Below are 25,454 nucleotides of genomic sequence, written 5' to 3' on the forward strand. Positions count from 1 at the left end.
CGCGGTCAGTCACCGGCGAGCCGGGCGAAGCGGCCCTGGTGGAAGAGCAGCGGCTGTGGAGGTCCGTCCGTACCGAGGGCGTCCACCCGTCCGACGACGATGAGGTGGTCGCCTCCGGTGTGCACGGCGTGGACGGTGCAGTCGATCCAGGCGGCGGCACCGGCGAGCCGCGGCGAACCGGAGACGGGCGCCGGGTCGTACGCCACCCCCGCGAACTTGTCCGCGCCGCTGACCGCGAAGCCCCGGCACAGCTCGTCCTGGCCGGCGCCGAGCACGTTGACGCAGAAGACGCCGGCGCGGGCGATGCGCGGCCAGGTCGTGGAGGCGCGGCCCACCATGAAGCACACGAGGGGCGGTTCGAGGGAGAGGGAGGAGAAGGACTGGCAGGCGAACCCGGCGGGCCCCGGTCCCCCCTCGGCGCCCGGTGCCGTGACGACGGTGACGCCGCTGGCGAATCTCCCCAGCACCCGCCGGAACTCCGCCTGCCCCACCGGTGCCCGCTCGCCCTCCCGCACGCACCGCAACTCGGGCCGCGGCAGGGCCTCCACGGGCCCGCTCCCCAGATACCGCACGGCGAAGGCCGCCGCTCCTGCGTGTCCCATCACCGTTCCATTGAAACTGACGAGCCATCAGATAGGAAGGGCCGGGCGGGGCTCACCGCCCCCGGAAATCCGGTTCCCTGCGCTCCACGAAGGCCCGCAGGCCCTCCTGGGCGTCCCGCGTCGTCATGTTGATCTCCTGGGCCCAGGACTCGGCGGCGAAGGCGGACGCGCGGTCGCCGTCGAGGGACGTGTTCACCAGGTGCTTGGTCAGGGCGAGGGACCTCGTCGGACCCAAGGCCAGGCGGGCCGCCCACGTGTGGGACGTCTTCTCCAGCTCGGCGTCCGGGACGACCCGGTTGACCAGGCCCAGCCGCTCCGCCTCCGCCGCCGGCAGCGCGTCCCCGAAGAACATCAGTTCCTTCGCCCGCCGGGGTCCGATCAGCCGGGGGAGCAGATAGGCGCCGCCGCCGTCCGGGACCAGGCCGCGGCGGACGAACACCTCGATGAACCGGGCCGATTCGGCGGCCAGGACCAGGTCGCAGGCGAAGGCCAGATGCGCGCCGATGCCCGCCGCCGTCCCGTTCACGGCGGCCAGCACCGGCTTCTCGCAGTCCAGGACGGCCGCGATCAGGCGCTGGGCGCCGAGGCGCAGCACGCGGGCCACGTCCCCGGTGAGCCGCTCACCGGTCCCGGCACCCGCGCGCAGATCGGCTCCGGCGCAGAAACCGCGCCCGGTCCCGGTCAGGACGACCGCCCGTACGGCGGGGTCGGCGGACGCCTCCGCCAGCAGCTCGACGACCCGGTCCCGCATGGCGGGGGTGAGGGCGTTGAGCGCGTCCGGGCGGTCCAGGGTGATGTACGCGACCTGGTCGCGAGTTGCGTGGCGGACGTCCGTCACCGGCACACCACCAACGCGTCCAGTGCCACCGCGCCCTGCCCCCGGGGCAGCACCATCAGCGGGTTGATGTCCAGCTCGGCGATCCGCGAGTCCAGTTCGAGGGCCATGCGCTGGACCCGCAGGACCACCTCCACCAGCGCGTCCACATCGGCCGGCGGGCGGCCCCGGACCCCGTCCAGCAGGACCCGGCCGCGGAGTTCGCCGAGCATGGCGCGGGCCTGGTCCTCACCGAACGGCGGGACGCGGACCGCCGCGTCGCGCAGCACCTCCACCAGCACCCCGCCGAGGCCGACCGTCACCGTCGGCCCGAAGAGGTCGTCGTGGCCGACGCCGACCATCATCTCCACGCCCTGCTCGACCATCTGGCACACCAGCACCCCGTCCAGCCCGACGCCCTCGTAGCGGGCGATGTCGGTCAGCTCCCGGTACGCCTCCCGGACCTGGCTCGCCGAGGTCAGGCCGATCTTCACCAGGCCCAGCTCGGTCTTGTGGGCGATCTGCGCGCCGGACGCCTTCATCACCACCGGGTAGCCCACCTGCCCGGCCGCCCGCACGGCCGCCGCAGCGCTGGTCACCAGCTGCTCGCGCGGCACCCGGATGCCGTAGGCCCGCAGCAGCTGCTTGGCCGCGTGCTCGCTGAGCTGCCGGCCGGGCTGCATCAGCGCCTCGGCCTTGCGGGAGGACGGGGACGGGGTGCGCGGGGCCTCCTCGAAGGGGGAGCGGTAGTCCGTCACGAAGCGGTGGTGGTCCAGCCAGGCGCGGACGGCGGTCAGGCAGTTGCCGACGGTCCGGAAGGTGGCCACGCGGGAGGAGCCGAGCAGCACCTCCCGGTACGCCGGCTCGGTGCCGGCCGGCGAGCCCCACACCACGCACACCAGCTTGTCCGTCTCCTCGGCGGCCGCGACCAGGTCCTGGACGAGCCGGTCGCTGAGCGGCGGGAAGGGGCCGGTGACCGGGCAGATGAGCACGCCGACGGCCGGGTCGGCGAGGATCGCGTCGATGATCTTGCGGCCACGCCAGTCACCCACCGGGTGGCCGCCGTTGTCCACCGGGTTGGCCACGCTCAGGTACTCCGGTATCCACTGGTGCAGTTCGGCCTGTTTCTCCGGCGACAGCCTCGGCAGCCGGAGCCCGGCCCCGGCGGCCAGGTCGGCGACGTGCGCGCCCGTGCCGCCGGAGATGGAGCAGACGGCCACCCCCTCGGCCAGCGGCGGCCTGGCCCGCGCCAGCAGGGCGGCGGTGTCCTGGAGTTCGTCCAGGGCGTCGACGCGAATCACGCCGTACTGCCGCATGGCCGCGTCCACCACGTCGTCGGCGCCGGTGAGCTTGCCGGTGTGCGAGGCCGCCGTCCGGGCGCCGGTCTCGGTGCGGCCCACCTTCACGGCGACCACCGGCACCTTGCGGCGGGCGGCGCGGTCGGCGGCCAGGAGGAAGGAGCGGCCGTCCTTGAGCCCCTCGATGTAGCAGGCGATGGCGCCGACCTCGGGCTGTTCGGCGAACCAGGACAGGAAGTCGGCGGTCTCCAGATCGGCCTCGTTGCCGGTGGGCGCCCAGTGCGAGAGCCGGATGCCCAGCTCCTGCAGGGCGAACACGGGCCGGCCCTGGTGCCCGGACTGGGTGATCAGCGCGATGGCCGGCCCGGACAGGTCCTCCCGGAACCGCTCGAAGGCGTTGAGGTTGGTGTTCGGGCCGAGCAGCCGCAGGCCCGAGCGCCGTACCGCCTCGGCCAGCCGCTCCTGCGCCTCGGCGCCCGCCTCCCCGGTCTCGGCGAACCCGGAGGCGAAGGCCACCGCGAACTTCACCTTCGCCTCCGCGAGTTCCTCGATCACGGGCAGCGGGTCGGCCACCAGCAGCACGGCCAGGTCGACCTGTTCGGGCAGCTCGGCGACGGTGGCCGCGCAGGGCAGGCCGAACACGGACGAGCGGGTCGGATGCACCGGGTGCACCCGCGCCCCGACCCGCCCGGCCCAGTCGAGCAGCTGCCTAGTGATCCCCGTGCTGGGCCGCCCCTCGGTGTCGGAGGCGCCGATCACGGCGACGGATCCGGGCCGGAAGAACCGGGTCAGGTCGGGTACGTCCGCGTGCAGCGGGCGGCCTCCGACGTCGAGGTCCGCCACCCGGTCGTGCACGACGGGGCCGGTCCGCTGCTCGCCGCAGGCGATGACCAGGGCCCGGCGGGAGTCGGTGGTGAGGGTGCCGTGGGTCGATCCGAGCATCGTTCCGCCCGCCTCCTGTGAGACAGCCACCTGGTAACTGACGCCTAGTCAGATTACTGAACTGACGGTACGTCAGGAACTGCTCGGACCGCCAAAGTTACCGCCGGGTGGGAAAACGGGGCGGGCGGCGGACGGTCAGCGGACAGGGATCGGGCTGGGGGTCGGCCGCTCCCAGGGGGTGATACCCGCCGGCTACCGGGTGCGAAAACCCTTCGCCACGGCCCGCGCGATCTTCCCCGCGTCGATCGCCAGCTCACGGAGCATCCCGCTGATCGGATTGGTGAACCCGGTGAAGTGCAGGCCGGGCGCCTGCGCGTGCGTACGGCCGCCGTGCGCCACCGGTCTGCCGCGCCCGTCCAGCACCCCGAGATGCCCGACGAGCCCCTCCAGCGCGCGGACGTACCCGGTCGCCGCGATCACCGCGTCGGGCGAGATCCGGCTGCCGTCGGCGAGGACCACCTTGCCGTCCTCGAACGCCTCCACGGCGGCCACGATCTCCACCTTCCCCTTGCGTACCGCGTCGATCAGACCGACGTCCTGGACCGGGATCGCGCCCTGCCGGGCCCTGCTGTACAGGCCGGTGTCCGGGCGCGGCAGCCCGTGCCCGGACAGGTCCGGCGTGCTGAGCCGCCCCACCGGCCCGGCGAGCCGGTCCACGAGCCGCACCGGCAGTCGCCGGACCAGCACGCCCGTGTACTGGGCGGCCCAGCCGAGGGTCGACCTGCGCAGGATGTGCGGCGCCGTGCGCACCGCCAGCCGCACCCGGGCGGCCCCGCCCTCCACCAGGTCCACGGCGATCTCCGCGCCGGTGTTGCCGATCCCGACGACGAGCACGTCGCGGTCGCGGTACGGCTCGGCGTCGCGGTAGCCGCCGGCGTGCAGCAGCTCACCGCCGTAACTCTCACGGCCCGGCCAGTCGGGCAGCCGGGGGGTGTGGTTGAAGCCGGTGGCGACGACCACCGCGCTGCCGGTCAGCTCCCGGCCGCCGGAGGCGTGCAGCAGCCACCCGGTGTCGTCCCCGGTCCGCTCGACGCGGTGGACCTCCACGCCGGTGACGATCTCCAGCTCATGGTGTTCGGCGTACTTCTCCAGGTACCGCACCACGTTGTCCCGCGAGACCCAGCGCCCGAACTTCCGGGGCATGCCGAGGCCCGGCAGCGCGGACAGCCGTCGGGTGGTGTGCAGCCGCAGACGGTCGTAGTGGCCGCGCCAGGAGGCGCCGACCAGGTCGGACCGCTCCAGGACCACGGCCCGTATGCCCCGCGCCCGCAGCGCGTGAGCGGCGGCGAGGCCGCCCGGACCGGCGCCGATCACATAGACCGGGCGGTCGGCGGGGGTCGCCGAGAGGTGTACGGGAGAAGGACGGGAGTCGGCCATGAGCGGGAGCGTAATCACCCACCCGGTTGATGGGTCTCGGTCAAGACCGGAATTGGTTGCGGATTGATCACGTGTGCACGGGAAGCGTGCCCGGGCCGTGAAGGAAACCGCGCCGCCGGGTCCGGAACACCTGCCGGGCCCCTCGGCAGGACGGCGGATCTGACGTACCGTCAGATCCATGGACGCGATATGGCTGGACGGCGCTCAGTGGCTGGCGGTGCTGCGCATCGGCCTCGGTCTGTGGTGGCTGGAGAGCTGGCGGCACAAGGACAAGAAGGCCTGGTTCGAGCGCGGGAGCGGCATCGCCTGGGCGGCGGACGTGGCGGCGGAACACCGGTGGGCGGCGGTGCGTTCGGGATTCGAGGCGGTGGTGAAACCTAACCCGAAGCTGATGGCGTACGTCGTGGCCTACGCCGAGCTGTCCCTGGGCCTCGGCCTGATCCTCGGCTTCCTGACCCCGGTCGCGCTGGCGGCCGGCCTCCTGCTCAACGCGGTCTACTTCATCCTCATGATCCACGACTGGGCGGAACAGGGCCAGAACTCGATGATGGCCCTGATCTCCCTGGTCGGCTTCTTCGGCATGGCCTGGCAGACGTGGTCGCTGGACGCCTGGCTGGGGTGGTTCTGATGGGCGCGGCTCGCCACGACCTCCCGGAACCCGACGCCTTCACCCGCACCTACTGGGAGGCCGCGGCCCACGGCCGCCTGCTGATCCGCCGCTGCGCGGCCTGCGCCCGGGCCCACCACTACCCCCGCGAGTTCTGCCCGCACTGCTGGAGCGACGAGGTGACCTGGGAGGAGGCCGGCGGCCGGGCCACGCTCTACACGTGGTCCACGGTCCACCACAACGACCTCCCCCCGTTCACCGGCCGCACCCCCTACCTGGCCGCGGTGGTCGACCTCGACGAGGGCCCGAGGATGATGACGGAACTCGTGGACTGCCCCGAGGACACCGTGCGGGCCGGGATGCCGCTGGAGGTGACCTTCCGGGACCGGATCCCGGTGTTCCGGGCGGCCCCGGGCGGCCTCACTTCCACGGGTCGGTGAACGACCGGCCGGGCACCGGCTTGGCGATGAGCGCTATCGGGACGAAGAAGTTGACCTGGCCGATCGCGAACATCAACGTGGCCAGCGCCTTCCCCGTGTAGTGCCCGGCCGCCTGCGCGTACAGCTCGTCCGGGACCCGCTCGCCCGCCGCGGACGGCTGGAGCACGGCCTCCGTCAGCGCCAGCGCCGCCCGCTCGGCGGCCGTGAAGTACGGCGAGTCCTGCCAGGACGCCACCGAGGTGATCCGCTCCTCCGGCTCCCCGGCCTTGCGCAGGAAACCCGTGTGCAGCACGGTCAGATAGGTGCTGCCGACGATCTGCCCGGCCCTCAGCTGGACCAGGCCGATCGTGGAGCGCGGCACCGAACCGTTGCCGGTGGCCCGGAACAGGGCCGCCGACACCTGCGCCAGCTCGGGGACGAGCTCCGCCGGGTCCTCGGGCATCCGCGGGGTCATCGGGATCTCCGCCGTGATCGAACGCGTTTCCATCGCCGTCTCCTCGGGCTCTCGGGTTGCTTTCACCGCCCTGACGGATCGCGCCGCGCAAACGTGACCGGCACCCTCACGGCCACAGCAGACCCCGGCTCCAGCCGAACTCCGTGCTCCGGTACTCCAGCCGCACGTGCCGCCGCTCCGCGTCCCCCTGGAAGAACTCCACGGTTTGAGGCCGCAGCCGGTACAGGGTCCAGGTCGGCGACGGCTCGTCCGGGTGCTGCCGGGCCCGCTCCCAGGCCGCCTGCGACACCTCGCGCAGCTCCGCCAGCGAGGACAGCTCCTCGCTCTGCCGTCCGGTCAGCGCGGCGGCCAGCGCGCCCGTGGACCGCGCGTGCAGGTCGGCCTGGCTCTCCTCGGCCGGCGCCGACGCGACCGGCCCCCGCACCCGCACCTGCCGCCCCAGGGCCGGCCAGTAGAAGGCGAGGGCCGCGTACGGCCGGGCGCTCAGCGCGCGCCCCTTGCGGCTCGTGGCGTGCGTCGCGAAGGACCAGCCGTCGGCGTCGGCGCCGTGCAGCATCACGATCCGCACGTCCGGCCGGCCCTCCTCGTCCACCGTCGCCAGCGACATGGTGTGCGGCTCCGGCTGCCCCGCCGCCACCGCCTCCGCGAACCAGCTCGTGAACAGGGCCAGCGGGGTGGGAGGGGCGGTGTCCGGGTCGAACGGCCGCAGGTGCGTCACCCGGGGCTCCCAGACCCGCAGCGACCGGAGCAGTTCGTGGAGATCCTTTTGTGCCATGGGGCGAGTATCACCGGTGGCCCGGCTCTCAGTCCCGCCCCAACACCACCGTCCCCGAGGAACAGAACCACCCGCCGGTCCCCGACGCCACCCCCAGCCGCGGCAGCCCGCCGTCCCGTGCCCGCACCTGCCGCTCCCCGGCCTCCCCGCGCAGCTGACGCACCGCCTCCACCAGCAGGAAGAGCCCCCGCATCCCCGGATGCTGGGCCGACAGGCCGCCCCCGTCCGTGTTCACCGGCAGCTCCCCGCCCCGCACCAGCAGCCGGTCCTTCCCCACGAACGCCCCGCCCTCGCCCTTCGCGCAGAAGCCCAGGTCCTCCAGGGTCACCAGGGTCATGTAGGTGAAGGCGTCGTAGATCTCCGCGAAGTCGACGTCCGCCGGGGTCACCCCGGCCCGCCCGAAGGCCAGCCGGCCGCTCACCGCCGCCGGGGAGAGGGTGAAGTCCGGCCACTCGGACATGGCGGCGTGCGAGACGTGCTCGCCGGTGCCGAGGACCCAGACCGGGGCCGTCCGGCAGTCCCGTACGTACTCCTCGGCCGCCAGCAGGACCGCCGCGCCGCCGTCCGAGCGCAGACAGCAGTGCAGTTTCGTGAAGGGATCGGCGATCAACGGTCCGGACAGGACGTCGTCCACCGTGATCGGGTCGCGGTACATCGCCTCCGGGTTCAGGGCCGCGTTCGCCCTCGCCTGGACCGCCACATGGGCCAGCTGCTCGATCGTCGTGCCGTACTCGATCATGTGCCGGCGGGCCGCCATGGCGTACTTGGCGATCAGCGTGTGACCGTAGGGCACCTCGAACTGGAGGGGGCCGCGGGAGCCGAAGGAGAGGTCCCCCGTCCTGCGGCCCGCCCTGATGTCCGCCCGGGCCGTCGAGCCGTACACCAGCAGCACCGCCTTCGCGTGGCCCGCCGCTATCGCGTCCGCCGCGTGGGCCGCCATCACCTCCCAGGCCGAGCCGCCGACCGAGGTGGAGTCCACCCAGGTCGGGTGCAGGCCCAGGTACTCGGCGACCTCCACGGGGGCCAGCGTGCCGAGGCCCGCGGAGGCGAAGCCGTCGACCAGTGAGCGGTCCAGGCCCGCGTCGGCGAGGGCCCGGCGGGCGGCCTGGGCGTGCAGGGCGTAGGCCGTCGCGTCGTCCACGCGCCCGCAGTCCGACAGGGCCACGCCGACCACGGCGACCTTCCGGCTTCCGCGACTCATGAGAGGGCTCCTCCCTCTGGGCATCTCGTTCCGGCCCTCCTAATATGACGCCCCGTCAGATATGGAGGGAAGGCCATGGACACGCGCCTCACCGCCGAGCAGGACGAGATCCGCCGGACCCTGCGCGAGCTGCTGCGCAAACGCTGCGGACCGGGGGAGGTCCGCGCCGCCGTGGACGGGCCGGCCGGGTACGACCCCCTCCTGTGGTCCGCCCTCGCCGGCCGGCTCGGACTGCCCGGCCTCGCACTCCCGGAGGCGTACGGCGGGGTCGGCTGCTCGGTCACCGAACTGGCCCTCGCCGCCGAGGAGACGGGCCGGTTCCTCGCCCCCTCGCCGCTGCTCGCCACCTGCCTCCTCGCCGCCCCGCTGATCCTCGCCCTCGGCACCGAGGCCCAGCGCGCCGAGCTGCTGCCGCGCATCGCCGCCGGCTCCCTCACCGCCGCGCTCGCCGTCCCCGGGCCCGCGCTCACCACCGCCCTCGGCCTGACCCGCCGAAACGGCGAGTACAGCGCCGGCGGCGGGCGGGCCGGCGGGGTGCAGGCGCGGCGGGCGGCGGACGGATGGCGGCTGTACGGGGAGGCCGGGCAGGTACTGGACGGGCACAGCGCGGGGGTGCTGCTCGTCGCCGCGCACACCGGGGGGTTCACCCGGCCGCGGACCCTGCTGTTCCTGGTGCCCGAGGACGAGGCGGGCCTGACGCGGGTGCGGCAGACCGCGCTGGACGCCACCCGGCCCCGGGCCCGTGTCCAACTGCGGGACGTGTCCGCCCGGTTGCTGGGCTCGGAGGAGGCGGACGTGCTGCCCGCCCTCGCCGGGGCCGGGGACGCCGTGGCCGCCGTGCTCGCCGCGGAGGCCGTGGGCGCGGCCGACCGGATGCTGGAGCGGACCGTGGAGTACGCCGGGCAGCGGGTGCAGTTCGGGCGGCCCGTCGGGTCCTTCCAGGCCGTCAAGCACCGGCTGGCGGACGTGTACGTGGGGGTGCAGGCGGCACGGTCGGCCGCCTACTACGCGGCCTGGGCGGCCGGGCGGGGGGAGCGGGCCGGCGGGCTCGCGCTCTCCCAGGCGCTGGAGGCGCTGCGGTGTGCCGCCGCCGAGGGCGTCCAGCTGCACGGCGGGATCGGCTTCACCTGGGAGCACGACGCCCACCTGTACTTCAAGCGGGCCGCCGGGGACGAGCTGCTGTTCGGCCCGGCGCACCGGCTGCGCGACCGGGCCGCCGAGGCCGCCGGGCTCTTCACGGGCGGGAAGGCCGGGCTCCTCACGGGCGGGGAGGTGGCCGTCTGATGGCCCTCGCCGCCGGCGTCCGGCTCGTGCAGAAGGTGTCCTCCACCCGGCTGTTCGCACGAGTGGCCCCGCATGTGATCCCGGCGCTCGACCGGGGCGTGCACCGGCTCACCCGGGGCAAGGTGCTGCTCAGCGCCCGGATGCTGCCCGGTGTGATCCTCACCTCGACGGGAGCGAGGAGCGGGCTGCCGCGCCGGACGCCGCTCGCCTGCATGCCGGAGGCGGAGGCGGCCGGACGGAGCTGGATCCTCGTCGGCTCCAACTTCGGGCGGACCGGCCATCCCGCGTGGACCCACAATCTGCTGGCCCACCCGGAGGCCACCGTGAGCTGGAAGGGGCACGACATCCCGGTCACCGCCGTGCTCCTCGCCGGAGAGGAACGCGCGGCGGCCTGGCGGGCCGTCCTCGCGTTCTGGCCGCCGTACGCCGCGTACCAGTCCCGGGTGGAACGGGAGATCCGGCTCTTCCGGCTCACGCGCCGGTGACTCCCGCGGCTACAGCGTGGCCAGCCGCTCCACCAGCAAGAACGCGCCGATCCCCAGCATCGCCGCACCCGACGTCCGTGTCACCGCCCGGGCCGCCGCGGGCCTCGCCGCGAGCAGGACGCGGGCGAGGAGGCCGACGGTGAGGTAGACGGCCGCGCAGCGCGCCATGTGCAGCAGCCCCAGCGTGGCCGTCTGCACGGGCACCGGAAGGTGCGCGCCGCGCAGGGTGAGGAACTGGGGGAGCACGGAGAGGTAGAGAAGCAGGCCCTTGGGGTTCAGGCCGCTGATCGTGGCGCCCCGCAGGAAGAGCCGGCCGTCGGCCGCCGGGCCGGCCGCGCCCGGGACCGTGGAGGCCGCCGCGCCCGGGACCGTGGAGGCCGCCGCGGTCGGGATCGCCGGGCGGCGCAGCACGCCCCAGCCCAGCCACAGCAGATAGCCGGCGCCCGCCACGGTCAGGACCGTCAGCAGTCCGGGCGAGCCCGCCACCAGCACCGCCAGGCCCGCCGTCGCCAGGGCGGTGTGCAGGGCGTATCCGCAGACCAGCCCCGCCACCGCACGCGCCGCCGAGGTGCCGCGCAGGGCGGTCGCGATGACGTACGCCCAGTCGGCGCCCGGTACGCACACCAGCAGCAGATCGACGGCGAGGAAGGAGAGGAGCAGCCCGGAATCCATGCTGGCGACATTAGGCGCGAATGGCCCGAAAGTGTTCCCGAAGTTTGCTCATGATCGCGTCATGTGGGCAAGTATTTCCCTCATGGACGACGTGGACCGGAAAATCCTTGCCGAGTTGCAGCAGGACGGGCGGCTGACCGTGACCGAGCTGGCCGCCCGGGTGCGGCTCAGCGTCTCGCCCTGCCACCGGCGGCTGCGCGAGCTGGAGCGGTCCGGCGCCATCCAGGGCTACCGCGCGGTGGTGGACCCGCCGTCGCTCGGGCTGAACTTCGAGGCGCTGGTCTTCGTGTCCATGCGCCAGGAGGACCGGGACACGGTCGCCGAGTTCGAGCGGGCGGTCAGTGAACTGGAGCACGTACTGGACGCGCAGCGGCTGTTCGGTGAGCCGGACTATCTGCTCCGGGTGGCCACCGCCGACCTGGCCGCGTTCCAGAGGCTGTACGACGAGCGGCTGGCGACCCTGCCCGGGGTGCAGCGGCTGACGTCGACGCTGGTGATGAAGCACGTGGTGCGGGACCGGCCGCTGCCGGCGTAGACGGCGGGCGGTGGCTCATCGCGTGAACCACCGCCCACCAGACAGGACTTGGACTCCGGAAAAAGAGGCGTGCCTACTTGGAAGGCTTCTTGCCGGTCACACCCAGGTGCACCAACAGCGCCAGGTTCGGCTTGAGTTCGGCCTGCTTCACGCCCCAGGAGGAGAAGCCCTTCTGGTGCGCCGCCACCGCCGCGAGCATCGCGACCAGCGAACCGGCCACCGCCGCCGGGTTCACGTCCTTGTCGACGCGGCCCTTGGACTGCAGTTCCGCGATGGAGTCCGCCAGGGAGTTGTTGACCGAGTTGAGGATCTTCATACGGAGCTTGTAGAACCGTTTGTCCCCCTCGGCCGCGCCGAGGTCGACCACCCGCAGGATGGCGTCGTTGCGGCGCCAGAACTCCAGGAAGCCGTCGACGAGTTCCTGGGCGGTCTGCCAGCCCGACTTGCCGGTCCAGGTGCGCCCTTCGAGGAGTTCGGTCAGACCGGCGCCCTCGGTCGCCATCTGCTCGGCGATCTCCAGGACGGCACCTTCGACGTCCGGGAAGTACTGGTAGAAGGTCGCGGGCGAAGTGCCCGCCTTCCGGGCGACATCGATGACCTTGACGTCCCGGTAGGGGGAGGAGCTGAGCATCTCGCTGAGGCAGTCGAGCAGCTTCTGCCGGGTCGCCTGCCCACGCCGGCCGGCCACGCGGCCGTCGACGGTACGCACTTGTCCTGTCATGCCGTCAGCTTACCGAGGGGTGATCGGAGCGCGATTCGGCCGACTGCAAATGGGGTGCACGGGGATCTCGGGGATGGTGTGCCTGGTCTGCGCGGTGCGCGCGGCCCGGTTACTTTGACGGCATGGCCGAAAACAGGGCATCCGCGAACGAAGAGACATACGGGGAGGGCGTCCCCTGCTGGGTGGACGCCGAGCTGCCCGACGTGGAGGCGGGCAAGCGGTTCTACGGTGAGCTCTTCGGGTGGACCTTCGAGGAGGCGTACGGCTCCTCCGTGTGGGCCCTGCTGGCCGGCGACCGCGTGGCCTCGCTGGCCCCCAAGACGGACGGCCGCATGCCCACCGTCTGGACGGTCTCCTTCGCGACCACGGACGCCGAGGCCCTCGGCCGGCGGATCACGGCGGCCGGCGGGCGGATGGTCATGGCCCCCTTCCCGGTCGGCGACCTCGGCACGGCCGCCCTGGCCACCGACCCCGAGGGCGCGGTGTTCGGCCTGTGGCAGCCCGGCACCCACCCCGGCTTCGGGCGGCGGCGCGAGCCGAACACCTTCGTCTGGGCCCAGCTGTACACCCGGGACACCGCCGCGGCCAACTCCTTCTACGGCGGCCTCTTCCACGACGCCCTGTTCGGCACCGAAGCCCGGCCCGACTTCGGGCGCGCGGTCGTCACCGAGGTCTTCCCGGCCGAGATGCCCCCGCACTTCGTCGCCCACTTCCGGGTCACGGACCTGGACGACGCCCTCGGGACCGTCCAGCGGCTCGACGGGCGGGTACAGGCTCCACCCTTCGAGACGTCGTACGGACGAGTGGCCGTCGTCACCGACAATCAGGGGGCGTCGTTCGCACTGCTGCAACGCTGATGCGTCCGCTCTGGAATGATTCGGCACGAGACACCCCGATTGTCACCGGGTTCGCAACCGGCCGCCCGGCCAGGAAGAATCGGGGTGCGTGCCGCCATGGCGGTGCGGTGGTGAGACGCTGCACTTCGGCCGCGTGCGCAGGTGGGCGGCGCGGCTCGTACGGGGAGGTGGCAGGCAAGTGGTGGATCAGCTGACACAGCACGATCCGCGGCGGATCGGGCCGTTCGAGGTGCTGGGCCGGCTGGGGGCCGGCGGCATGGGGCTGGTCTATCTCGCGCGCTCGGCGTCGGGCCGGCGCGTGGCGATCAAGACGGTGCGCACCGAACTGGCCGAGGACCAGCTCTTCCGGGTCCGCTTCACCCGCGAGGTCGAGGCGGCCCGCGCGGTCTCCGGGTTCTACACGGCGGCCGTGGTCGACGCCGACCCGCGCGCCGCCGTGCCCTGGCTGGCCACCGCCTATGTCCCCGCGCCCTCGCTGGAAGAGATAGTGAACGAGTGCGGGCCGCTCCCGGCGCAGGCCGTGCGCTGGCTCGCGGCCGGCGTGGCCGAGGCCCTGCAGTCCATCCACGGCGCGGGACTGGTCCACCGTGACCTGAAGCCGTCCAACGTGCTCGTGGTCGAGGACGGCCCCCGGGTGATCGACTTCGGTATCGCCTCGGGCGTCTCGAACACCCGTTTGACGATGACGAACGTCGCCGTCGGCACCCCCGCCTACATGTCCCCCGAGCAGGCCAAGGACTCCCGCAGCGTCACCGGCGCCAGCGACGTCTTCTCGCTCGGTTCGATGCTGGTCTTCGCCGCCACCGGCCACCCGCCCTTCCACGGCGCCAACCCCGTCGAGACCGTGTTCATGCTGCTCCGCGAGGGCCCGGACCTCACCGGCCTGCCGGACGAGCTGCGCCCGCTGATCGAGTCCTGCATGCAGATGGAGGCGCCCGGCCGGCCCAACCCCGCCGACCTCCAGGCCCAGCTCGCCCCGCACCTGTTCGGCTCCGGCTCCGACGACAGCGGCACCGCCTCCGCCTGGCTGCCGGAGAAGGCGGTGGCCCTCATCGAGTCCCGCCGCGGCGGACGCACCGCCGCGGCGCCCGCCCCGGCCCCGACCGGCGGACCGCGCAGCGGCGGCCGGCAGGCGGTGCCCCCGCCTCCGCCGTACGACCCCCCGGTCCCGCACTCCGCGCCGGTCCCCCTCCCGGCCGGCGCCCCCGACACCGGCCCGGTCCGGCTGGCCGGCGCCCAGGTGCCCATCGGCCCCGGCCCCCGGGTCGCCGACGCCCGGGCGGCCGCCGTCAAGGCGCCCCCGCCCGAGGCCGGCCTGGTGGCCAGCTGGTCCCGGCCGCGCCCCGGCCTGGCCGGCGCCGACCCCGCCGTACCGCCCGTGCCGCCGGCCCCGCCGGAAGCGGCGGCGGGCTGGCGCCCCTGGCGGTTCCGCATGTCCAACGACGTGTGGGGCACCCCGTCCGTGGACGGCGACCTGGTCTACGTCACCTCCTTCGAGGTGCACGCCCTGGACGTGGCCACCGGCCGCCGTCGCTTCAAGACCCGGGACGTCGCCTGGTCGATGGCCGTGGCGGACGGCCGTATCCACGCCTCCGACGGCCCCACCCTGTTCGCCCTGGAGGCCCGTGAGGGCGGCGAGCTGTGGCGGCTGTCCACGGACGCCTGGGTGTACTCGCTCAGCGCCGACCGCGGCACGGTCGTCACCGGCACCCGCGGCGGCGGTGTCCAGGCCTGGGAGGCGGCCGGCGGGCAGAAGCTGTGGGAGATCACCGGCTGCCAGACCGACTTCGAGTCCCCGGAGGCGGGGCCGATCGTGCACGACGGCACGGTCTACGTCTGGCAGGACGCCCGGCTGCGTGCCCTGGAGGCCCGCACCGGCGAGGAGCGCTGGTCGTACCCCATCGGCGACGCGGCCTCCTGCGGCGGTGTCCCGGTCCGCCTGGCCCCGGCCGACGACGGCCGTGTCTACGTCTCCGCCGGCAGCCGGGTCCTCGCCGTCGAGGCGGCGAGCGGCCTGGTCCGCTGGCACTTCGAGGCCCCGGCGGTCTTCCTGTGCCCGCCGGCCTTCGCCCCAGGGCCGGCCGTCACCGGCGGCGGGGTGTACCTCGCCGACTACCTGGGCACGGTCTACGCCCTCGACGCCGCCGACGGCCGCGACCGCTGGCGCATCGCCACCGAGGCCCGCTCCTCGGTCGAGCCCGTGCTGGTCGCCGCCGGGCACGTCCACGTCGGCAGCGGCAAGGGCCTCTACACCCTGGACGCGGTCACCGGCACCCCCAAGTGGCGTTTCCAGGCCGGCGGGGACGTCGTGGGCGCGCCCGCCGTGGCGGAGGGCCGCATCCACTTCGGCTCCACCGACCATCTCCTGTACACCCTGAAGGCCGACGACGGCCGGCTGCGCTGGAAGCTCGCCACCGGCGGCGAGATCACCGGATCGCCGGTGGTCAAGGACGGTGTGGTGTACGCGTGCAGCAAGGACCGGTGCGTGTACGCGCTGGACGCGGAGAAGGGCACGGGAACCGCGCGGACCGCGTAGTGCGTGACGGCCGTCGTACCGGGTCTGCACGGAAGGGCTCCAGACGGCGGCCGTCCCAGGGCTGACGCTACCCCCGGTGACAGGCTCCCGCCAGGCGGTGCGCGGATGGATAGGGTGATGGCATGCACATGCATACCGGAACGCGCACGCTCAAGTTCACGGCCGCACTGACCTTCGTGGTCCTCAGCCTCACCGGGTTCACCACCGGACGGCACCACAGCGGCCACGGCTCGGGCGGCGGGGGCGGATGCAGCAGCTCCCACCAGGACCACGACAGCTCCTCCTCGTCCACCTCGGGCGGAGGTTCGTACGACGGCTCCGGTGGCGACCCCGACGACGACTCCTACGGCACCTCCTACGGCGACTCGTACGGCAGCGGCGGTACGAGCAGTACGGGAGGCGGCACCGGCGGCGGGTCCTATCACCGCCGGCCCACGCACCGCTCGACGCCCTCCTCCGGCAGCGGGACGGCGCTGAAGGACGGCAGGGCGCGCCTGGTGAGCTGCGCGACCGAGAAGGCGCAGTACGCCACCGTCGAGGTCAGCAACCCGAACGGCCGCGAAGCCGACTTCAAGGCGCACGTCGAGTTCGACGACGGGCAGGGCTCGGCGATCGGCGACAACACCGCCACGGTCACCGTCCCGGCCCAGGGCACGGCGCGCGTCCAGGTGGAGCTGGTCGGCGGCTTCGGAGTCCGCGACGACGGCCTCGTGCTCCGGCTCGACCACTGCACCGTGGACCCGGTCGCCCGGCTCAGGACCTAGGGGGTTTCGTTTGGATCAGGTCGGATCAGGCCGCGGCGTCCGGTGCGGTGCATCGCAAGGCGGAGGACCATCCGCGTACTGGGCGTACTCGGGTGGTCCGACAACGCGGCGAGATGCCGTGCCGGGCGTCGCGGACCCGGGCTGATCCAACGAAGCCCCCTAGCGCACCCGGTACTCCCTCGGCCGCCCCGCGAACAGCTCCGCCTGGCGCTCGGCCGGCAGATTGCCCAGCGCGACGAGATGCGGCGCCTGCGCGAACGCCTGCGCGAGCGCCGTCTCCCTGGCCGCCCACAGCGCCCGCACGGTCCCCTGCACCCCCTCCGGCGGATACCCGGCGAGCACGGCGGCACAGCGCACGGCACCCGCCAACGCCCCACCCTCCTCCGTGACTTCGGAGACCAGTCCGACCTCGTGGGCCCGCCGCGCGGAGATCCGCTCCGCCGTGCCCATGAGCATCATCCGCGCGGCCTCCCCGTACGGCATCCGCTGGGCCATCAGCACGGACTCGTAGGCGCTGACCATGCCGTACGTCGTGTGCGGATCGAAGAAGACGGCCGTCGGGTCGGCGACCACGAACTCGCTCTCCCCCAGCAGATAGAAGGCGCCGCCGCAGGCCATCCCGCGCACGGCGGCCACGACCGGCTTCCACAGGCCGTTCGCCTTCGGCCCCACGGCCAGCAGCGGATCGTCCTGCATGTACGGCGACGAGGGCTGCGGCACGACCGCGTCCCGGTCGATGCCCGTGCTGAACGCCCGCTCGCCCGCCCCGGTGAGCACGACGGCCCGCACGGCGTCCTCGAACCGCAACGCCCGCCACACCTCGCCCAGTTCCCGCACCATCTCCAGGTCGACGGCGTTCAGCCGCTCGGGCCGGTCCAGGGTGACGACGGCGACGCCGGTGTCCGCGTCGACGTCGAGGCGCACGGTGTTCACGCCGGCACCCACTGCGGCAGCCCGCCGGAGAAGACCACCCGCACCCGGGCGCCGATCCTCAGGCGCGCCGGATCCACGGAGTCCAGCCGGGCCCCGGGGTGGGCGACCACGTTGCCCACGAGCCGTATCCGGGGCGCCTCCTCCAGCTCCACGACGACCACGTTGTACGGCGCCTGCTCCGCGTAGTCGGGCAGCAGCGGCGGATGCGGGACGACGTACGACCACACGCGGCCGCGCCCCGACACCGGCCGCCATTCACTCGCGAAGGACTGGCAGTGGGGGCAGCAGGGCCGGGGCGGGAAGCGCGGCTCACCGCAGTCGCCGCACGCCTGGACGCGCAGCTCGCCACGGGCCGCGTACTCCCAGAAGGGCGCGCCGTCGGTGTCGGGGACGGGACTCAGCATGCCGGTCAGCTCCTCAGCAGAAGGGCGGAGGTGGGCACACCCTCACCGGCCGTGACCAGGCAGGCGGCGGCCCCGGGGACCTGCGCGGTACTGGTGCCGCGCAGTTGCTTCACCCCTTCGTTGACGAGGTTGAAGCCGTGCACGTACGCCTCGCTGAGCCCACCACCGCCGGTGTTGACCGGCAGCCGCCCGCCCAGCTCCAGGGCGCCCTGCTCGGTGAAGGCGCCGCCCTCCCCCCGCGCGCAGAAGCCGTAGCCCTCCAGCGACAGCGGGACCAGGGCGGTGAAGGCGTCGTAGATCTGCGCCACGTCGACGTCCTCCGGGGTGAGGTCGGCGTGCTTCCACAGATGCCGGGCGGCCGTCCAGGCGGGCCCGGTGAGCGGGTCGTCGTTCCAGTAGTTGACCATGCCGTGGTGCTGGGCGGGCAGCCCCTGCGCGGCGGCGTGCACATAGACGGGCCGCTGCCGGCAGTCCCGCGCCCGCTCCCGGCCGACGACCACGCACGCGAGGGCCCCGTCCGTCTCCAGGCAGTTGTCGAAGAGGCAGAGCGGCTCGCTGATCCACCGGGAGGTCATGTACATCTCGCGGGTCAGCGGCCGTTCGTACATCACGGCGGCGGGGTTCTGGTTGGCGCGGTTGCGGCAGGCCAGCGCCACGTTGAACAGGTGGTCCCGGGTGGCGCCGTACTCGTGCATGTACCGCCGGGTCAGCATGGCGATCTCGTCGGCGGGCCTGAGCAGCCCGAACGGCCGCGTCCACTGGGCCGGAGCCGGCAGCTGCACGGCGGTGTTCGTCCACGGCCGGGGCCCGCTGCCCCGCTTCCTCGACCGCCAGGCGACCCCCACCGTGGCCTGCCCGGCGGCGATGGCGGCGGCGAGATGGGCGACGGTGGCACAGGAGCCGCCCCCTCCGTACCCCACCTTGCCGAAGTAGGTGAGATCCCCGAACCCGACGGCCTTCGCCAGCTCGACCTCGTCGGTCTCCTCCATGGTGTAGGAGGCGAGGGCGTCGACCTCGCCGGGTGCGATGCCCGCGTCGTCGAGCGCGGCGAGCACGGCCCGGCAGGCGAGCGTCTTCTCGTCCTCGGCGAGGTGTCTGGCGAAGGCGGTCTGCCCGATCCCGACGATGGCGGTGGCGTCCTTGAGCCCTGGTGCTGCCATGTTGCCCCCTCTCCTGACAGGCCGTCAGGTTACAGCTAATCTGACGGTCAGTCAGCTACTGGCTTTCCGGTGGGGGACAGCTACTGGCTTTTCGGTGAGGGAGGCTGGGCCGTGGTCGAGTGGGAGACCATTGCGGAACTGGTGCGGTCGGCGGCCGGACGGTACGCGGACGCGGAGGCCGTGGTGGACGGCCGCACCCGGATCACGTACGCCGAACTGGGCGCCCGGATCGACCGCGCGGCGGCAGCCTGCCTCGCCTGCGGAGTGGAAGCGGGCGACCGCGTCGCGGTCTGGGCGCCCAACTCCCTGGACTGGATCGTCGCGGCCCTCGGCGCGGTCACGGCGGGCGCGGTCCTCGTCCCGCTGAACACCCGCTTCAAGGGCGCGGAGGCGGCCGACGTACTGCGCCGCAGCGGAACCCGGCTGCTGTTCGTGACGGGGACCTTCCTGGGCACGTCGTACGTCGCCTCCCTGCGCCGCGCGGCCGGCGAGGGCGTACCGGAGGGCCGGGGCCCGCTGCCGGGCCTGCCGGAACTGGAGCAGGTGGTCGTCCTCTCGGACGACGCGCCGGCCGACTTCCGCACCTGGAAGGACTTCCTGGCGGGCGGCGAGGCCGTGTCCCCCACCCAGGTGCGGGCCCGTTCACGGCAGCTGACCGGCGCCTCCCTCTCGGACATCACCTACACCTCGGGTACGACGGGCCGCCCCAAGGGCGCGGTGATCACACACGGCCAGACCCTGCGCGCCTACGGGATCTGGGCGGACCTGGCGGGCCTGCGCCCCACGGACCGCTACCTCATCGTCAACCCGTTCTTCCACACCTTCGGCTACAAGGCGGGGGTGATCGCCTGCCTGATGCGCGGGGCGACGATGGTCCCGCAGCCGGTGTTCGACGTCGGCACCGCCCTGGCGAACATCGCGGCGGAGCGGATCTCGGTCCTGCCGGGCCCGCCGACCCTGCACCAGCAGATCCTGGACCATCCGGCACGCGACGCCCACGACCTGTCCGCGCTGCGGCTCGTGGTGACGGGGGCGGCCGTGGTCCCGCTGCGCCTGGTGGAACGCCTGCGCGGCGAACTCGGTGTCGGCACGGTCCTGACGGCCTACGGCCTCTCCGAGGCGTCCGGCATCGTCACGATGTGCCGGCGCGGCGACGCCCCCTCGGTGATCTCCTCCACCTCCGGCCGGGCGATCCCCGGCACGGAGGTGAGGGTGACCGACCCCTCGGGCACACCGGTGCCGCCCGGTACCCCGGGCGAGGTGCTGGTCCGGGGCTTCAACGTCATGCGGGGTTACTACGACGACGCCGGCGCGACCGCCGAGGCGATCTCCGCCGACGGCTGGCTGAGCACGGGCGACGTGGGCGTGCTGGACGGGACGGGCAACCTGCGCATCACCGACCGGATCAAGGACATGTTCATAGTCGGCGGCTTCAACGCCTACCCCGCGGAGATAGAGCAACTGCTCGCCCTCCACCCGGACGTGCGGGACGTGGCGGTCATCGGCGTGCCGGACACCCGCCTCGGGGAGGTGGGCAGGGCCTTCGTGGTACGCGCCCCCGGCTCCCCCCTCACCGCCGACGACCTGATCGCCTGGGCCCGCCGGGAGATGGCGAACTACAAGGTCCCCAGATCGGTCACGTTCCTGGACGAACTCCCCAGAAACGCAAGCGGCAAGGTGGTGAAGGGGCTTCTGCGGGGGAGGGGGTGAGGGTGGCCACGATCGGCAGATCCGTTCCACCTCGCCCGCCCCGACCGGCCCTCCACCTGTGAACTCTCCCGACCGCAAGGCACGAATCCACCACTCTCCGCCTGGCAGTGGCTGTCGGCACCGGTGTACGGCCCTCCGCCGCGACGGCCGCGACCGCCCGACCGCGCGTCGCGGGCCCTACCGCCGTTCCGGCAGCTCGGTCAGCTCGGTCAGGGCGTTCCGGATCTCCCCGATCATCCAGGCGGGCCGGTTGAAGACGTCCTCGGCGCTGAAGCGGAGGAGGCGGCGGACCTCGGGGCACTGGAGGACCTGGTTGAAGCGGGCGATGTCCCGGCGGTGGGCGTCTCGGCTGCCGTGGTAGGCGTACCCCTCGATCTCGACGGCCAGACCGGCTTCCCGGAACAGGAAGTCGAGATAGCGACGGCGGCCGTCCGGGGTGTGGACCTCTGCCTGGGGCTCCGGCCGCAGCCCGGCGTCGAGCATCCGCAGGCGGGCCACTGTCTCGGCGGGCGAGCCGGCCCGTGGATCTGCCAGGCGCAGCCAGTCCTTGGCCCGGGCGGCTCCCAGCCGAGGTGCCTCCAGGGCGAGGCGCACCGCGGCGAGGGTGGTGACCGGTGCCCGGCGTTGCCCGCCGACCCGGCGAAAGGTCAGTGCCGACTCCACCGCGACCAGGGCGTCGTCCCTCGGCCCGGCCCGGAGGAGGTCGGCGACTGTGCGAGGGACCCGCGTGACGCGCATCCCCGCCCGGTTCACGATGTCGGTCTCCGGAAGAGGAATCCGGTGGACGCGTACTTCGGAGAGGCTCGGCCGCGCACTGAGCGCGGGGTCGGTGAATGCCAGCTGGTCCGGTGTTCCCGTCGTCAGCGTCTCGATCCGCCAGAGGTGAGCGGCCGAGCGGTGACTCACGACGAGCTGCGGCCGGAGCAGCTGCGCCGCCCTCAGCCGCAGGGGCAGCCCGACCTCCCGGCCGGGCTCCGCCCAGGCCCCGCTCCTGATCCGGCTCCACCCGTCCGAGCGGAGCCGTCGGGCCAGGGGAACCCGGGGCCACCCCTCCGCCAACGCCCGCGAGGTGAGCAACACACCACCCTCGACGAGCCCCCTCAGTTCAGTCAGCGCCACCCCTCTACTCTGCCCAAGTCCCCCACCCCCGTGGCCCCCTGTGGACAACTCGGCCCGGCAGCCCTGCTGGAAGCGGGGATTGGCAGATCGGTTCCAGGGCCCGGTCGGGTGACCTGCACAAACGCCGGGTACCGGTGGAACGGATCCGCCAATCTCCGCCCGGGCTCAGGTGGCTCCGGGAATGACTCGGCCGCGGCGGCTTCCCCTCCGCGCCGCCGCGGCCGATCCCCCGTCGCAGCCCTGGCTACTTGCGGTCCAGGTCCAGGGCGGGCGGAGCGGGCGAGTGGTTGTCCATGGTGGTGATCACGTCGCTCGGCGGAACCGGCGAGTGGTTGTCCTTGGTGGTGATCACGTCGCTCGGCGGAGCCGGCGAGTGGTTGTCCATCGTGGTGATGTCCTCGGACTTCTTCTCGGCCTCGGCCATGGTGCAGCTCCCCTGAAGGTATGTCGGTTCCGGGCGATCCCTGCCCGGCAACTCCCCCGAGGGCTGCCGGACAGGAACCTGACAGGACTCTCGCACACCTGCTGAGTCCCTCGGTGATCCGCCTGCCCCCCGACGCGACGGATCGATGCGTTGAGCATGCCAGCGAGGCATAAACGATTGATGAACGTAGCCGTCCTTGATCAGGCGGCTGAGAGCGGCGCCAGCAGCGCCCGTACTGCGTCGGCCTCCGGGGAGCTGGACTGCTCGTACAGGGGCAGCGCCTCGAGCCAGCAGACCCGTGCGCGATCGACCTGGCCCAGGGCAGCCAGGGAACGGCCCAAGGTGGTCAGAACACCGGCGCGCACTTGGTCACCGCCGATGCATCCGATGGCCAGGGCTTGTTCGGCATGCGTGGCAGAAAGCGTGTGCTGGCGCCCCACCAGATGAGCTTGCGCGATACGGAAGTGGGTCGTTCCCTCCCAGAGGCGCTGCCGGTTCACCTGGAACGCGTTCAAGGCGTCCGTGAACTCCGCGAGTGCCTCGGACGGACGTCCGGCCTGAGTCAGCGCGAGGCCCAGGGCGTACCGTGCGTTCGCCAGCCGGACGGTGGCTCCGAGGCGGTCGTACAGATCGATGCCCTGCTGCGCGAGCGCTATGGCGTGATCTGTTCGTCCCATGGCCAGGTGGACGCGCGACAGATTGCACAGGGCGCTCGCTTCACCCGCGAGGTTTCCACCGTGACGCGACGCCTCGATGGCTCGCATCAGATGTTGCTCCGCGTCCGTGTAGCGCCCCTGGTTGAGACCGATGATCCCGCGGTCATTGCTTGTCCAGAATACGGGCGTGGGATCTGCGGCCGCGTCCGCGAGCACGCCTGCCAGCCGGGCTTCCTCGTCCGCTTCGCCGTAGCGGCCCGCCACAAGGTGGACGTTGGTCAGCACGGTGCGGGCGCGGCCTTCGGCGTGGGCGTCACCCGAGGCCTGTGCGGCATCCCTCGCGGTGAGCGCGACCGACTCGTACTGCCTGGAGTTGGCCCCTGACTCACCCAGGTCCTTCGCCGCCCACAGCAGGTCCACGCCCCGTCGGCGTCTGGGGCCGTCCAGGGCCTGGCGAGCCGATGCCAGGAGACAGTTGGCTTCCGAGTACAGCCAGTCCAGCGCCTTCTGCCGGTCGTTGAGGTTCAGCCCCGGGTACTCGGTCGGCTCCAGGTGATCCACCAGCCGGTCCCCCGGCCGCTCCATCGCGTACACCCGTGCCGCCGTGGCCAGATAGAAGTCCAGCAAGCGTGACATCGCCGCGTCGCGGTCGCCCGTTGGTTCCTCGCCGCGTTCCGCGCAGGATCTGGCGTACAGGCGTACCAGGTCGTGGAAGCGGTAGCGGCCGGGGGCGGCTGATTCCAGGAGGGACGTGTCGACCAGGGACTCCAGCAGGTCCTCCGTCTCCTCCGGAGGGAGGTCCAGGACGGCGGCCGCGGCGGCGAGGGACATGTCGGGGCCGTCGGCCAGGCCGAGCAGGCGGAAGGCCCGGGCCTGGGACGGTTCCAGCTGGCCGTAGCCGAGTTCGAAGGTGGCCTTGACCGCGAGGTCGCCCGCCTGGAGCTCGTCCAGGCGGCGGCGTTCGTCCGCCAGCTTCGCCGCCAGGACGGAGACCGTCCAGGTGCGGCGGGCGGCCAGGCGGGACGCCGCGATACGGATCGCCAGGGGCAGGAAGCCGCACGCCGCGACCACGTCCAGGGCGGCCTCGCGTTCCGCCGCGACCCGCTCCTCGCCCACGATCCGCGTGAAGAGGGCGAGGGCCTCCTCCGGCGACATGACGTCGAGGTCGACCAGGTGCGCGCCGGCCAGGTCCAGCATCCGGACGCGTGAGGTCACGAGGGCCGCGCAGCCCTCCGTGCCCGGGAGCAGCGGGCGTACCTGGGCCGCGTCCTTCGCGTTGTCCAGCAGGACCAGGACGCGGCGGCCGTCCAGGACCGAGCGGTACAGGGCCGCCCGTTCCTCCAGGGAGTCGGGGATCGCCGTGTCCGCCGTGCCGAGGGCGCGCAGGAAGGAGCCCAGCACCGTCTCGGGTTCCGCGGGGCGCGGACCCGCGCCCTGGAGGTCCACGTACAGCTGGCCGTCGGGGAAGGCGGTGCGGGCGCGGTGGGCCACGTGCACGGCCAGCGTGGTCTTGCCGACGCCGCCGATCCCGGCCAGCGCCGACACCGCCATCACCCGGCCCTCCGCCTCGGACGCGGAGGCGAGCACCTCGCTCAGCTCGGTGACGAAGGAGGCGCGGCCGGTGAAGTCCGGTACGGAGGCCGGGAGCTGGGCGGGGCGGACGGGGGCGAGCGCCGGCTCCGTGACCGGGGCCGAGGGCTCCGCGAGGGCCGGGTCCGCCTGGAGGATGCGCTGCTGGAGCTCGCTCAGGCCCGGGCGGGGGTCCACGCCGAGTTCCTCGGCCAGCAGGCGGCGGGTGTCGGCGTACACGGCCAGCGCCTCCGCCTGCCGGCCGCTGCGGTACAGCGCCAGCATCAGCAGTTCGCGCAGCCGTTCCCGCAGGGGGTGCGCCGCCGTCAGCGCGGTCAGTTCGGAGACCGCGTCGGCGTGGCAGCCCTGTTCCAGGTCCAGGTCGAGGCGGGACTCCAGGAGGCCGAGGCGCCACTCCTCCAGGCGGGCCCGCTGCGCCTCGGCGTACGGGCCGGGGACGCCGGCGAGGGGTTCGCCGTCCCAGAGGGCCAGTGCCTCGTTGAGCAGGGACCGGGCCCGGCCCAGGTCCCCGGTGCCGCGCGCCTTCTCGGCCTCCGCCGCCAGGTCCTGCGCCACCACCAGGTCCAGCGCGCCCTCGCCCGAGGAACGCACCGCGTAGCCGCCGGACTCGCTGACCAGGACGCCGGGGTCGAGGACCTTGCGGAGCCGGGAAGCGTACGTGCGGACCGCCGCGAGTGCCTGGGAGGGCGGCTCCGGCCCCCACAGCGCGTCGATCAGCTCGGCCGCCGTGGCCGTACGGCCCTCCCGCAGCAGCAGGGCGGCCAGCAGGGCGCGCTGCTGGGGGGAGCCCGTGCTGAGCGTCTCCGCGCCGCGCCAGGCCCGCACCGGACCGAGCACGCCGAAGCGCAGCGGGCCGGACTCCGCGGTGGCCCCGGAGCCGGCGCGCCGCTGCTCGGGTACTCGCGGCCCACCGTCCATGCGTTCGTCCCCCTCGGCATCACGAACAACCCCGTCAGTTTGCCTTGTTCCGGGCGGTTGCGTCAGCCGTGCGAGACGCCGATCACAGGGACGGGGGTGGTGGCGCACAAGGCCCTCACACGGTCTTCGCATCCCGGTTGCCCGGGCAGCGTAGCTGACGGACCGTCAGATCGGCG

At 73.3% G+C, this 25,454-nt stretch carries 24 protein-coding genes; 9 read left to right on the forward strand and 15 right to left on the reverse strand.

Annotated elements, in window-relative coordinates; genetic code table 11:
* Positions 1 to 5: 5 nt before the first annotated feature.
* From FHS34_RS16380 to FHS34_RS16395, 4 genes are all read right to left on the reverse strand, one after another.
* Positions 6 to 602, reverse strand: a complete 597-nt coding sequence (locus tag FHS34_RS16380; protein WP_184965804.1) for a flavin reductase family protein — start codon at positions 600 to 602, stop codon at positions 6 to 8.
* A 52-nt stretch (positions 603 to 654) separates the two neighbouring features.
* A complete protein-coding gene (locus FHS34_RS16385) occupies positions 655 to 1,446 on the reverse strand; it encodes an enoyl-CoA hydratase/isomerase family protein (RefSeq protein ID WP_184965806.1) in 792 nt (263 codons plus the stop codon).
* Positions 1,437 to 3,656, reverse strand: coding sequence for an acetate--CoA ligase family protein (locus FHS34_RS16390; RefSeq protein ID WP_184965808.1), 2,220 nt, complete (start codon positions 3,654 to 3,656; stop codon positions 1,437 to 1,439). The genes FHS34_RS16385 and FHS34_RS16390 overlap by 10 nt, the downstream gene beginning before the upstream one ends.
* A 192-nt stretch (positions 3,657 to 3,848) precedes the next feature.
* Positions 3,849 to 5,033 carry a flavin-containing monooxygenase gene (locus tag FHS34_RS16395; RefSeq protein ID WP_184965810.1) on the reverse strand — a complete coding sequence of 395 codons (1,185 nt, stop codon included), beginning with the start codon at positions 5,031 to 5,033 and terminating at the stop codon, positions 3,849 to 3,851.
* 178 nt (positions 5,034 to 5,211) lie between these two features.
* Here FHS34_RS16395 and FHS34_RS16400 point away from each other — a divergent pair, with 178 nt between their 5' ends.
* Positions 5,212 to 5,661, forward strand: coding sequence for a DoxX family membrane protein (locus tag FHS34_RS16400; protein ID WP_184965812.1), 450 nt, complete (start codon positions 5,212 to 5,214; stop codon positions 5,659 to 5,661).
* Positions 5,661 to 6,080, forward strand: a complete 420-nt coding sequence (locus FHS34_RS16405) for a Zn-ribbon domain-containing OB-fold protein (RefSeq protein ID WP_184965814.1) — start codon at positions 5,661 to 5,663, stop codon at positions 6,078 to 6,080. The genes FHS34_RS16400 and FHS34_RS16405 overlap by 1 nt, the downstream gene beginning before the upstream one ends.
* Here FHS34_RS16405 and FHS34_RS16410 read toward each other — a convergent pair.
* From FHS34_RS16410 to FHS34_RS16420, 3 genes are all read right to left on the reverse strand, one after another.
* Complete coding sequence (locus FHS34_RS16410) at positions 6,061 to 6,567, reverse strand: carboxymuconolactone decarboxylase family protein (protein WP_184965816.1); 507 nt, start codon at positions 6,565 to 6,567, stop codon at positions 6,061 to 6,063. The two genes, FHS34_RS16405 and FHS34_RS16410, sit on opposite strands and share 20 nt — an antisense overlap.
* 73 nt (positions 6,568 to 6,640) lie before the next feature.
* Positions 6,641 to 7,309, reverse strand: coding sequence for a pyridoxine/pyridoxamine 5'-phosphate oxidase (locus FHS34_RS16415; RefSeq protein ID WP_184965818.1), 669 nt, complete (start codon positions 7,307 to 7,309; stop codon positions 6,641 to 6,643).
* A gap of 28 nt (positions 7,310 to 7,337) precedes the next feature.
* Positions 7,338 to 8,510, reverse strand: a complete 1,173-nt coding sequence (locus tag FHS34_RS16420; RefSeq protein WP_184965820.1) for a thiolase C-terminal domain-containing protein — start codon at positions 8,508 to 8,510, stop codon at positions 7,338 to 7,340.
* 75 nt (positions 8,511 to 8,585) lie between these two features.
* On the opposite strand from FHS34_RS16420, the gene FHS34_RS16425 reads away from it, so the two are divergent.
* Both FHS34_RS16425 and FHS34_RS16430 read left to right on the forward strand, forming a co-directional pair.
* Positions 8,586 to 9,794: an acyl-CoA dehydrogenase family protein gene (locus tag FHS34_RS16425; RefSeq protein ID WP_184965822.1), complete on the forward strand. Its 1,209-nt coding sequence runs from the start codon at positions 8,586 to 8,588 to the stop codon at positions 9,792 to 9,794.
* Complete coding sequence (locus FHS34_RS16430; RefSeq protein ID WP_184965824.1) at positions 9,794 to 10,279, forward strand: nitroreductase family deazaflavin-dependent oxidoreductase; 486 nt, start codon at positions 9,794 to 9,796, stop codon at positions 10,277 to 10,279. The genes FHS34_RS16425 and FHS34_RS16430 overlap by 1 nt, the downstream gene beginning before the upstream one ends.
* Positions 10,280 to 10,288: 9 nt before the next feature.
* On the opposite strand, the gene FHS34_RS16435 is transcribed toward FHS34_RS16430, so the two are convergent.
* On the reverse strand, positions 10,289 to 10,951 hold the full coding sequence (locus FHS34_RS16435) for a LysE family translocator (RefSeq protein ID WP_184965826.1): 663 nt from the start codon (positions 10,949 to 10,951) through the stop codon (positions 10,289 to 10,291).
* 82 nt (positions 10,952 to 11,033) lie between these two features.
* On the opposite strand from FHS34_RS16435, the gene FHS34_RS16440 reads away from it, so the two are divergent.
* The gene (locus FHS34_RS16440; RefSeq protein WP_184965828.1) at positions 11,034 to 11,486 is read left to right on the forward strand and encodes an Lrp/AsnC family transcriptional regulator; all 453 of its coding nucleotides are present in this window, start codon (positions 11,034 to 11,036) and stop codon (positions 11,484 to 11,486) included.
* A 73-nt stretch (positions 11,487 to 11,559) separates the two neighbouring features.
* Here FHS34_RS16440 and FHS34_RS16445 read toward each other — a convergent pair whose 3' ends face one another.
* Positions 11,560 to 12,195 carry a TetR family transcriptional regulator gene (locus FHS34_RS16445; RefSeq protein ID WP_184966346.1) on the reverse strand — a complete coding sequence of 212 codons (636 nt, stop codon included), beginning with the start codon at positions 12,193 to 12,195 and terminating at the stop codon, positions 11,560 to 11,562.
* Positions 12,196 to 12,329: 134 nt separating this feature from the next.
* Between FHS34_RS16445 and kbpA the strand changes: the two genes are divergently transcribed.
* The 3 genes from kbpA (at position 12,330) to FHS34_RS16460 (ending at position 16,364) form a co-directional block, all read left to right on the forward strand.
* A complete protein-coding gene (gene kbpA, locus FHS34_RS16450) occupies positions 12,330 to 13,064 on the forward strand; it encodes an AfsK-binding protein KbpA (RefSeq protein ID WP_184965830.1) in 735 nt (244 codons plus the stop codon).
* A gap of 178 nt (positions 13,065 to 13,242) precedes the next feature.
* The gene (afsK, locus tag FHS34_RS16455) at positions 13,243 to 15,600 is read left to right on the forward strand and encodes a protein serine/threonine kinase AfsK (protein ID WP_184965832.1); all 2,358 of its coding nucleotides are present in this window, start codon (positions 13,243 to 13,245) and stop codon (positions 15,598 to 15,600) included.
* Between the two features lie 122 nt (positions 15,601 to 15,722).
* On the forward strand, positions 15,723 to 16,364 hold the full coding sequence (locus FHS34_RS16460; RefSeq protein ID WP_308288294.1) for a hypothetical protein: 642 nt from the start codon (positions 15,723 to 15,725) through the stop codon (positions 16,362 to 16,364).
* Between the two features lie 159 nt (positions 16,365 to 16,523).
* Here the strand turns inward: FHS34_RS16460 and FHS34_RS16465 are convergent, their stop codons facing one another.
* From FHS34_RS16465 to FHS34_RS16475, 3 genes are read right to left on the reverse strand one after another with little or no spacing between them, the layout of a single operon-like run.
* Complete coding sequence (locus tag FHS34_RS16465) at positions 16,524 to 17,297, reverse strand: enoyl-CoA hydratase/isomerase family protein (protein ID WP_184965833.1); 774 nt, start codon at positions 17,295 to 17,297, stop codon at positions 16,524 to 16,526.
* Positions 17,294 to 17,701, reverse strand: coding sequence for a Zn-ribbon domain-containing OB-fold protein (locus FHS34_RS16470; RefSeq protein ID WP_184965841.1), 408 nt, complete (start codon positions 17,699 to 17,701; stop codon positions 17,294 to 17,296). Before FHS34_RS16470 ends, FHS34_RS16465 begins: the two co-directional genes overlap by 4 nt.
* 5 nt (positions 17,702 to 17,706) lie before the next feature.
* Positions 17,707 to 18,861 (reverse strand): lipid-transfer protein, encoded by a 1,155-nt coding sequence (locus FHS34_RS16475; protein WP_184965843.1) that lies wholly within the window; start codon positions 18,859 to 18,861, stop codon positions 17,707 to 17,709.
* Between the two features lie 111 nt (positions 18,862 to 18,972).
* Between FHS34_RS16475 and FHS34_RS16480 the strand changes: the two genes are divergently transcribed.
* The gene (locus tag FHS34_RS16480; RefSeq protein WP_184966350.1) at positions 18,973 to 20,571 is read left to right on the forward strand and encodes a FadD3 family acyl-CoA ligase; all 1,599 of its coding nucleotides are present in this window, start codon (positions 18,973 to 18,975) and stop codon (positions 20,569 to 20,571) included.
* Between the two features lie 177 nt (positions 20,572 to 20,748).
* On the opposite strand, the gene FHS34_RS16485 is transcribed toward FHS34_RS16480, so the two are convergent.
* The 3 genes from FHS34_RS16485 to afsR all read right to left on the reverse strand — a co-directional run bounded on the left by FHS34_RS16485 (position 20,749) and on the right by afsR (position 25,278).
* Complete coding sequence (locus FHS34_RS16485; RefSeq protein ID WP_225817484.1) at positions 20,749 to 21,690, reverse strand: PDDEXK family nuclease; 942 nt, start codon at positions 21,688 to 21,690, stop codon at positions 20,749 to 20,751.
* A 244-nt stretch (positions 21,691 to 21,934) separates the two neighbouring features.
* On the reverse strand, positions 21,935 to 22,114 hold the full coding sequence (afsS, locus tag FHS34_RS16490) for a regulatory protein AfsS (protein ID WP_184965845.1): 180 nt from the start codon (positions 22,112 to 22,114) through the stop codon (positions 21,935 to 21,937).
* A gap of 200 nt (positions 22,115 to 22,314) precedes the next feature.
* Positions 22,315 to 25,278: an SARP-family global regulator AfsR gene (afsR, locus tag FHS34_RS16495; protein ID WP_184965847.1), complete on the reverse strand. Its 2,964-nt coding sequence runs from the start codon at positions 25,276 to 25,278 to the stop codon at positions 22,315 to 22,317.
* Positions 25,279 to 25,454 lie beyond the last annotated feature (176 nt).

It is taken from the genome of Streptomyces echinatus (assembly GCF_014203595.1).
Lineage (GTDB): Bacteria > Actinomycetota > Actinomycetes > Streptomycetales > Streptomycetaceae > Streptomyces > Streptomyces echinatus.

Bases quoted from the DNA above. Each gene is read 5' to 3' on its own strand.
- FHS34_RS16380 (WP_184965804.1), bottom strand. From the start codon at position 602: ATGGGACACGCAGGAGCGGCGGCCTTCGCCGTGCGGTATCTGGGGAGC.
- FHS34_RS16390 (WP_184965808.1), bottom strand. From the start codon at position 3,656: ATGCTCGGATCGACCCACGGCACCCTCACCACCGACTCCCGCCGGGCC.
- FHS34_RS16395 (WP_184965810.1), bottom strand. From the start codon at position 5,033: ATGGCCGACTCCCGTCCTTCTCCCGTACACCTCTCGGCGACCCCCGCC.
- FHS34_RS16400 (WP_184965812.1), top strand. From the start codon at position 5,212: ATGGACGCGATATGGCTGGACGGCGCTCAGTGGCTGGCGGTGCTGCGC.
- FHS34_RS16405 (WP_184965814.1), top strand. From the start codon at position 5,661: ATGGGCGCGGCTCGCCACGACCTCCCGGAACCCGACGCCTTCACCCGC.
- FHS34_RS16410 (WP_184965816.1), bottom strand. From the start codon at position 6,567: ATGGAAACGCGTTCGATCACGGCGGAGATCCCGATGACCCCGCGGATG.
- FHS34_RS16415 (WP_184965818.1), bottom strand. From the start codon at position 7,309: ATGGCACAAAAGGATCTCCACGAACTGCTCCGGTCGCTGCGGGTCTGG.
- FHS34_RS16420 (WP_184965820.1), bottom strand. From the start codon at position 8,510: ATGAGTCGCGGAAGCCGGAAGGTCGCCGTGGTCGGCGTGGCCCTGTCG.
- FHS34_RS16425 (WP_184965822.1), top strand. From the start codon at position 8,586: ATGGACACGCGCCTCACCGCCGAGCAGGACGAGATCCGCCGGACCCTG.
- FHS34_RS16430 (WP_184965824.1), top strand. From the start codon at position 9,794: ATGGCCCTCGCCGCCGGCGTCCGGCTCGTGCAGAAGGTGTCCTCCACC.
- FHS34_RS16435 (WP_184965826.1), bottom strand. From the start codon at position 10,951: ATGGATTCCGGGCTGCTCCTCTCCTTCCTCGCCGTCGATCTGCTGCTG.
- FHS34_RS16440 (WP_184965828.1), top strand. From the start codon at position 11,034: ATGGACGACGTGGACCGGAAAATCCTTGCCGAGTTGCAGCAGGACGGG.
- kbpA (WP_184965830.1), top strand. From the start codon at position 12,330: ATGGCCGAAAACAGGGCATCCGCGAACGAAGAGACATACGGGGAGGGC.
- FHS34_RS16460 (WP_308288294.1), top strand. From the start codon at position 15,723: ATGCACATGCATACCGGAACGCGCACGCTCAAGTTCACGGCCGCACTG.
- FHS34_RS16470 (WP_184965841.1), bottom strand. From the start codon at position 17,701: ATGCTGAGTCCCGTCCCCGACACCGACGGCGCGCCCTTCTGGGAGTAC.
- FHS34_RS16475 (WP_184965843.1), bottom strand. From the start codon at position 18,861: ATGGCAGCACCAGGGCTCAAGGACGCCACCGCCATCGTCGGGATCGGG.
- afsS (WP_184965845.1), bottom strand. From the start codon at position 22,114: ATGGCCGAGGCCGAGAAGAAGTCCGAGGACATCACCACGATGGACAAC.
- afsR (WP_184965847.1), bottom strand. From the start codon at position 25,278: ATGGACGGTGGGCCGCGAGTACCCGAGCAGCGGCGCGCCGGCTCCGGG.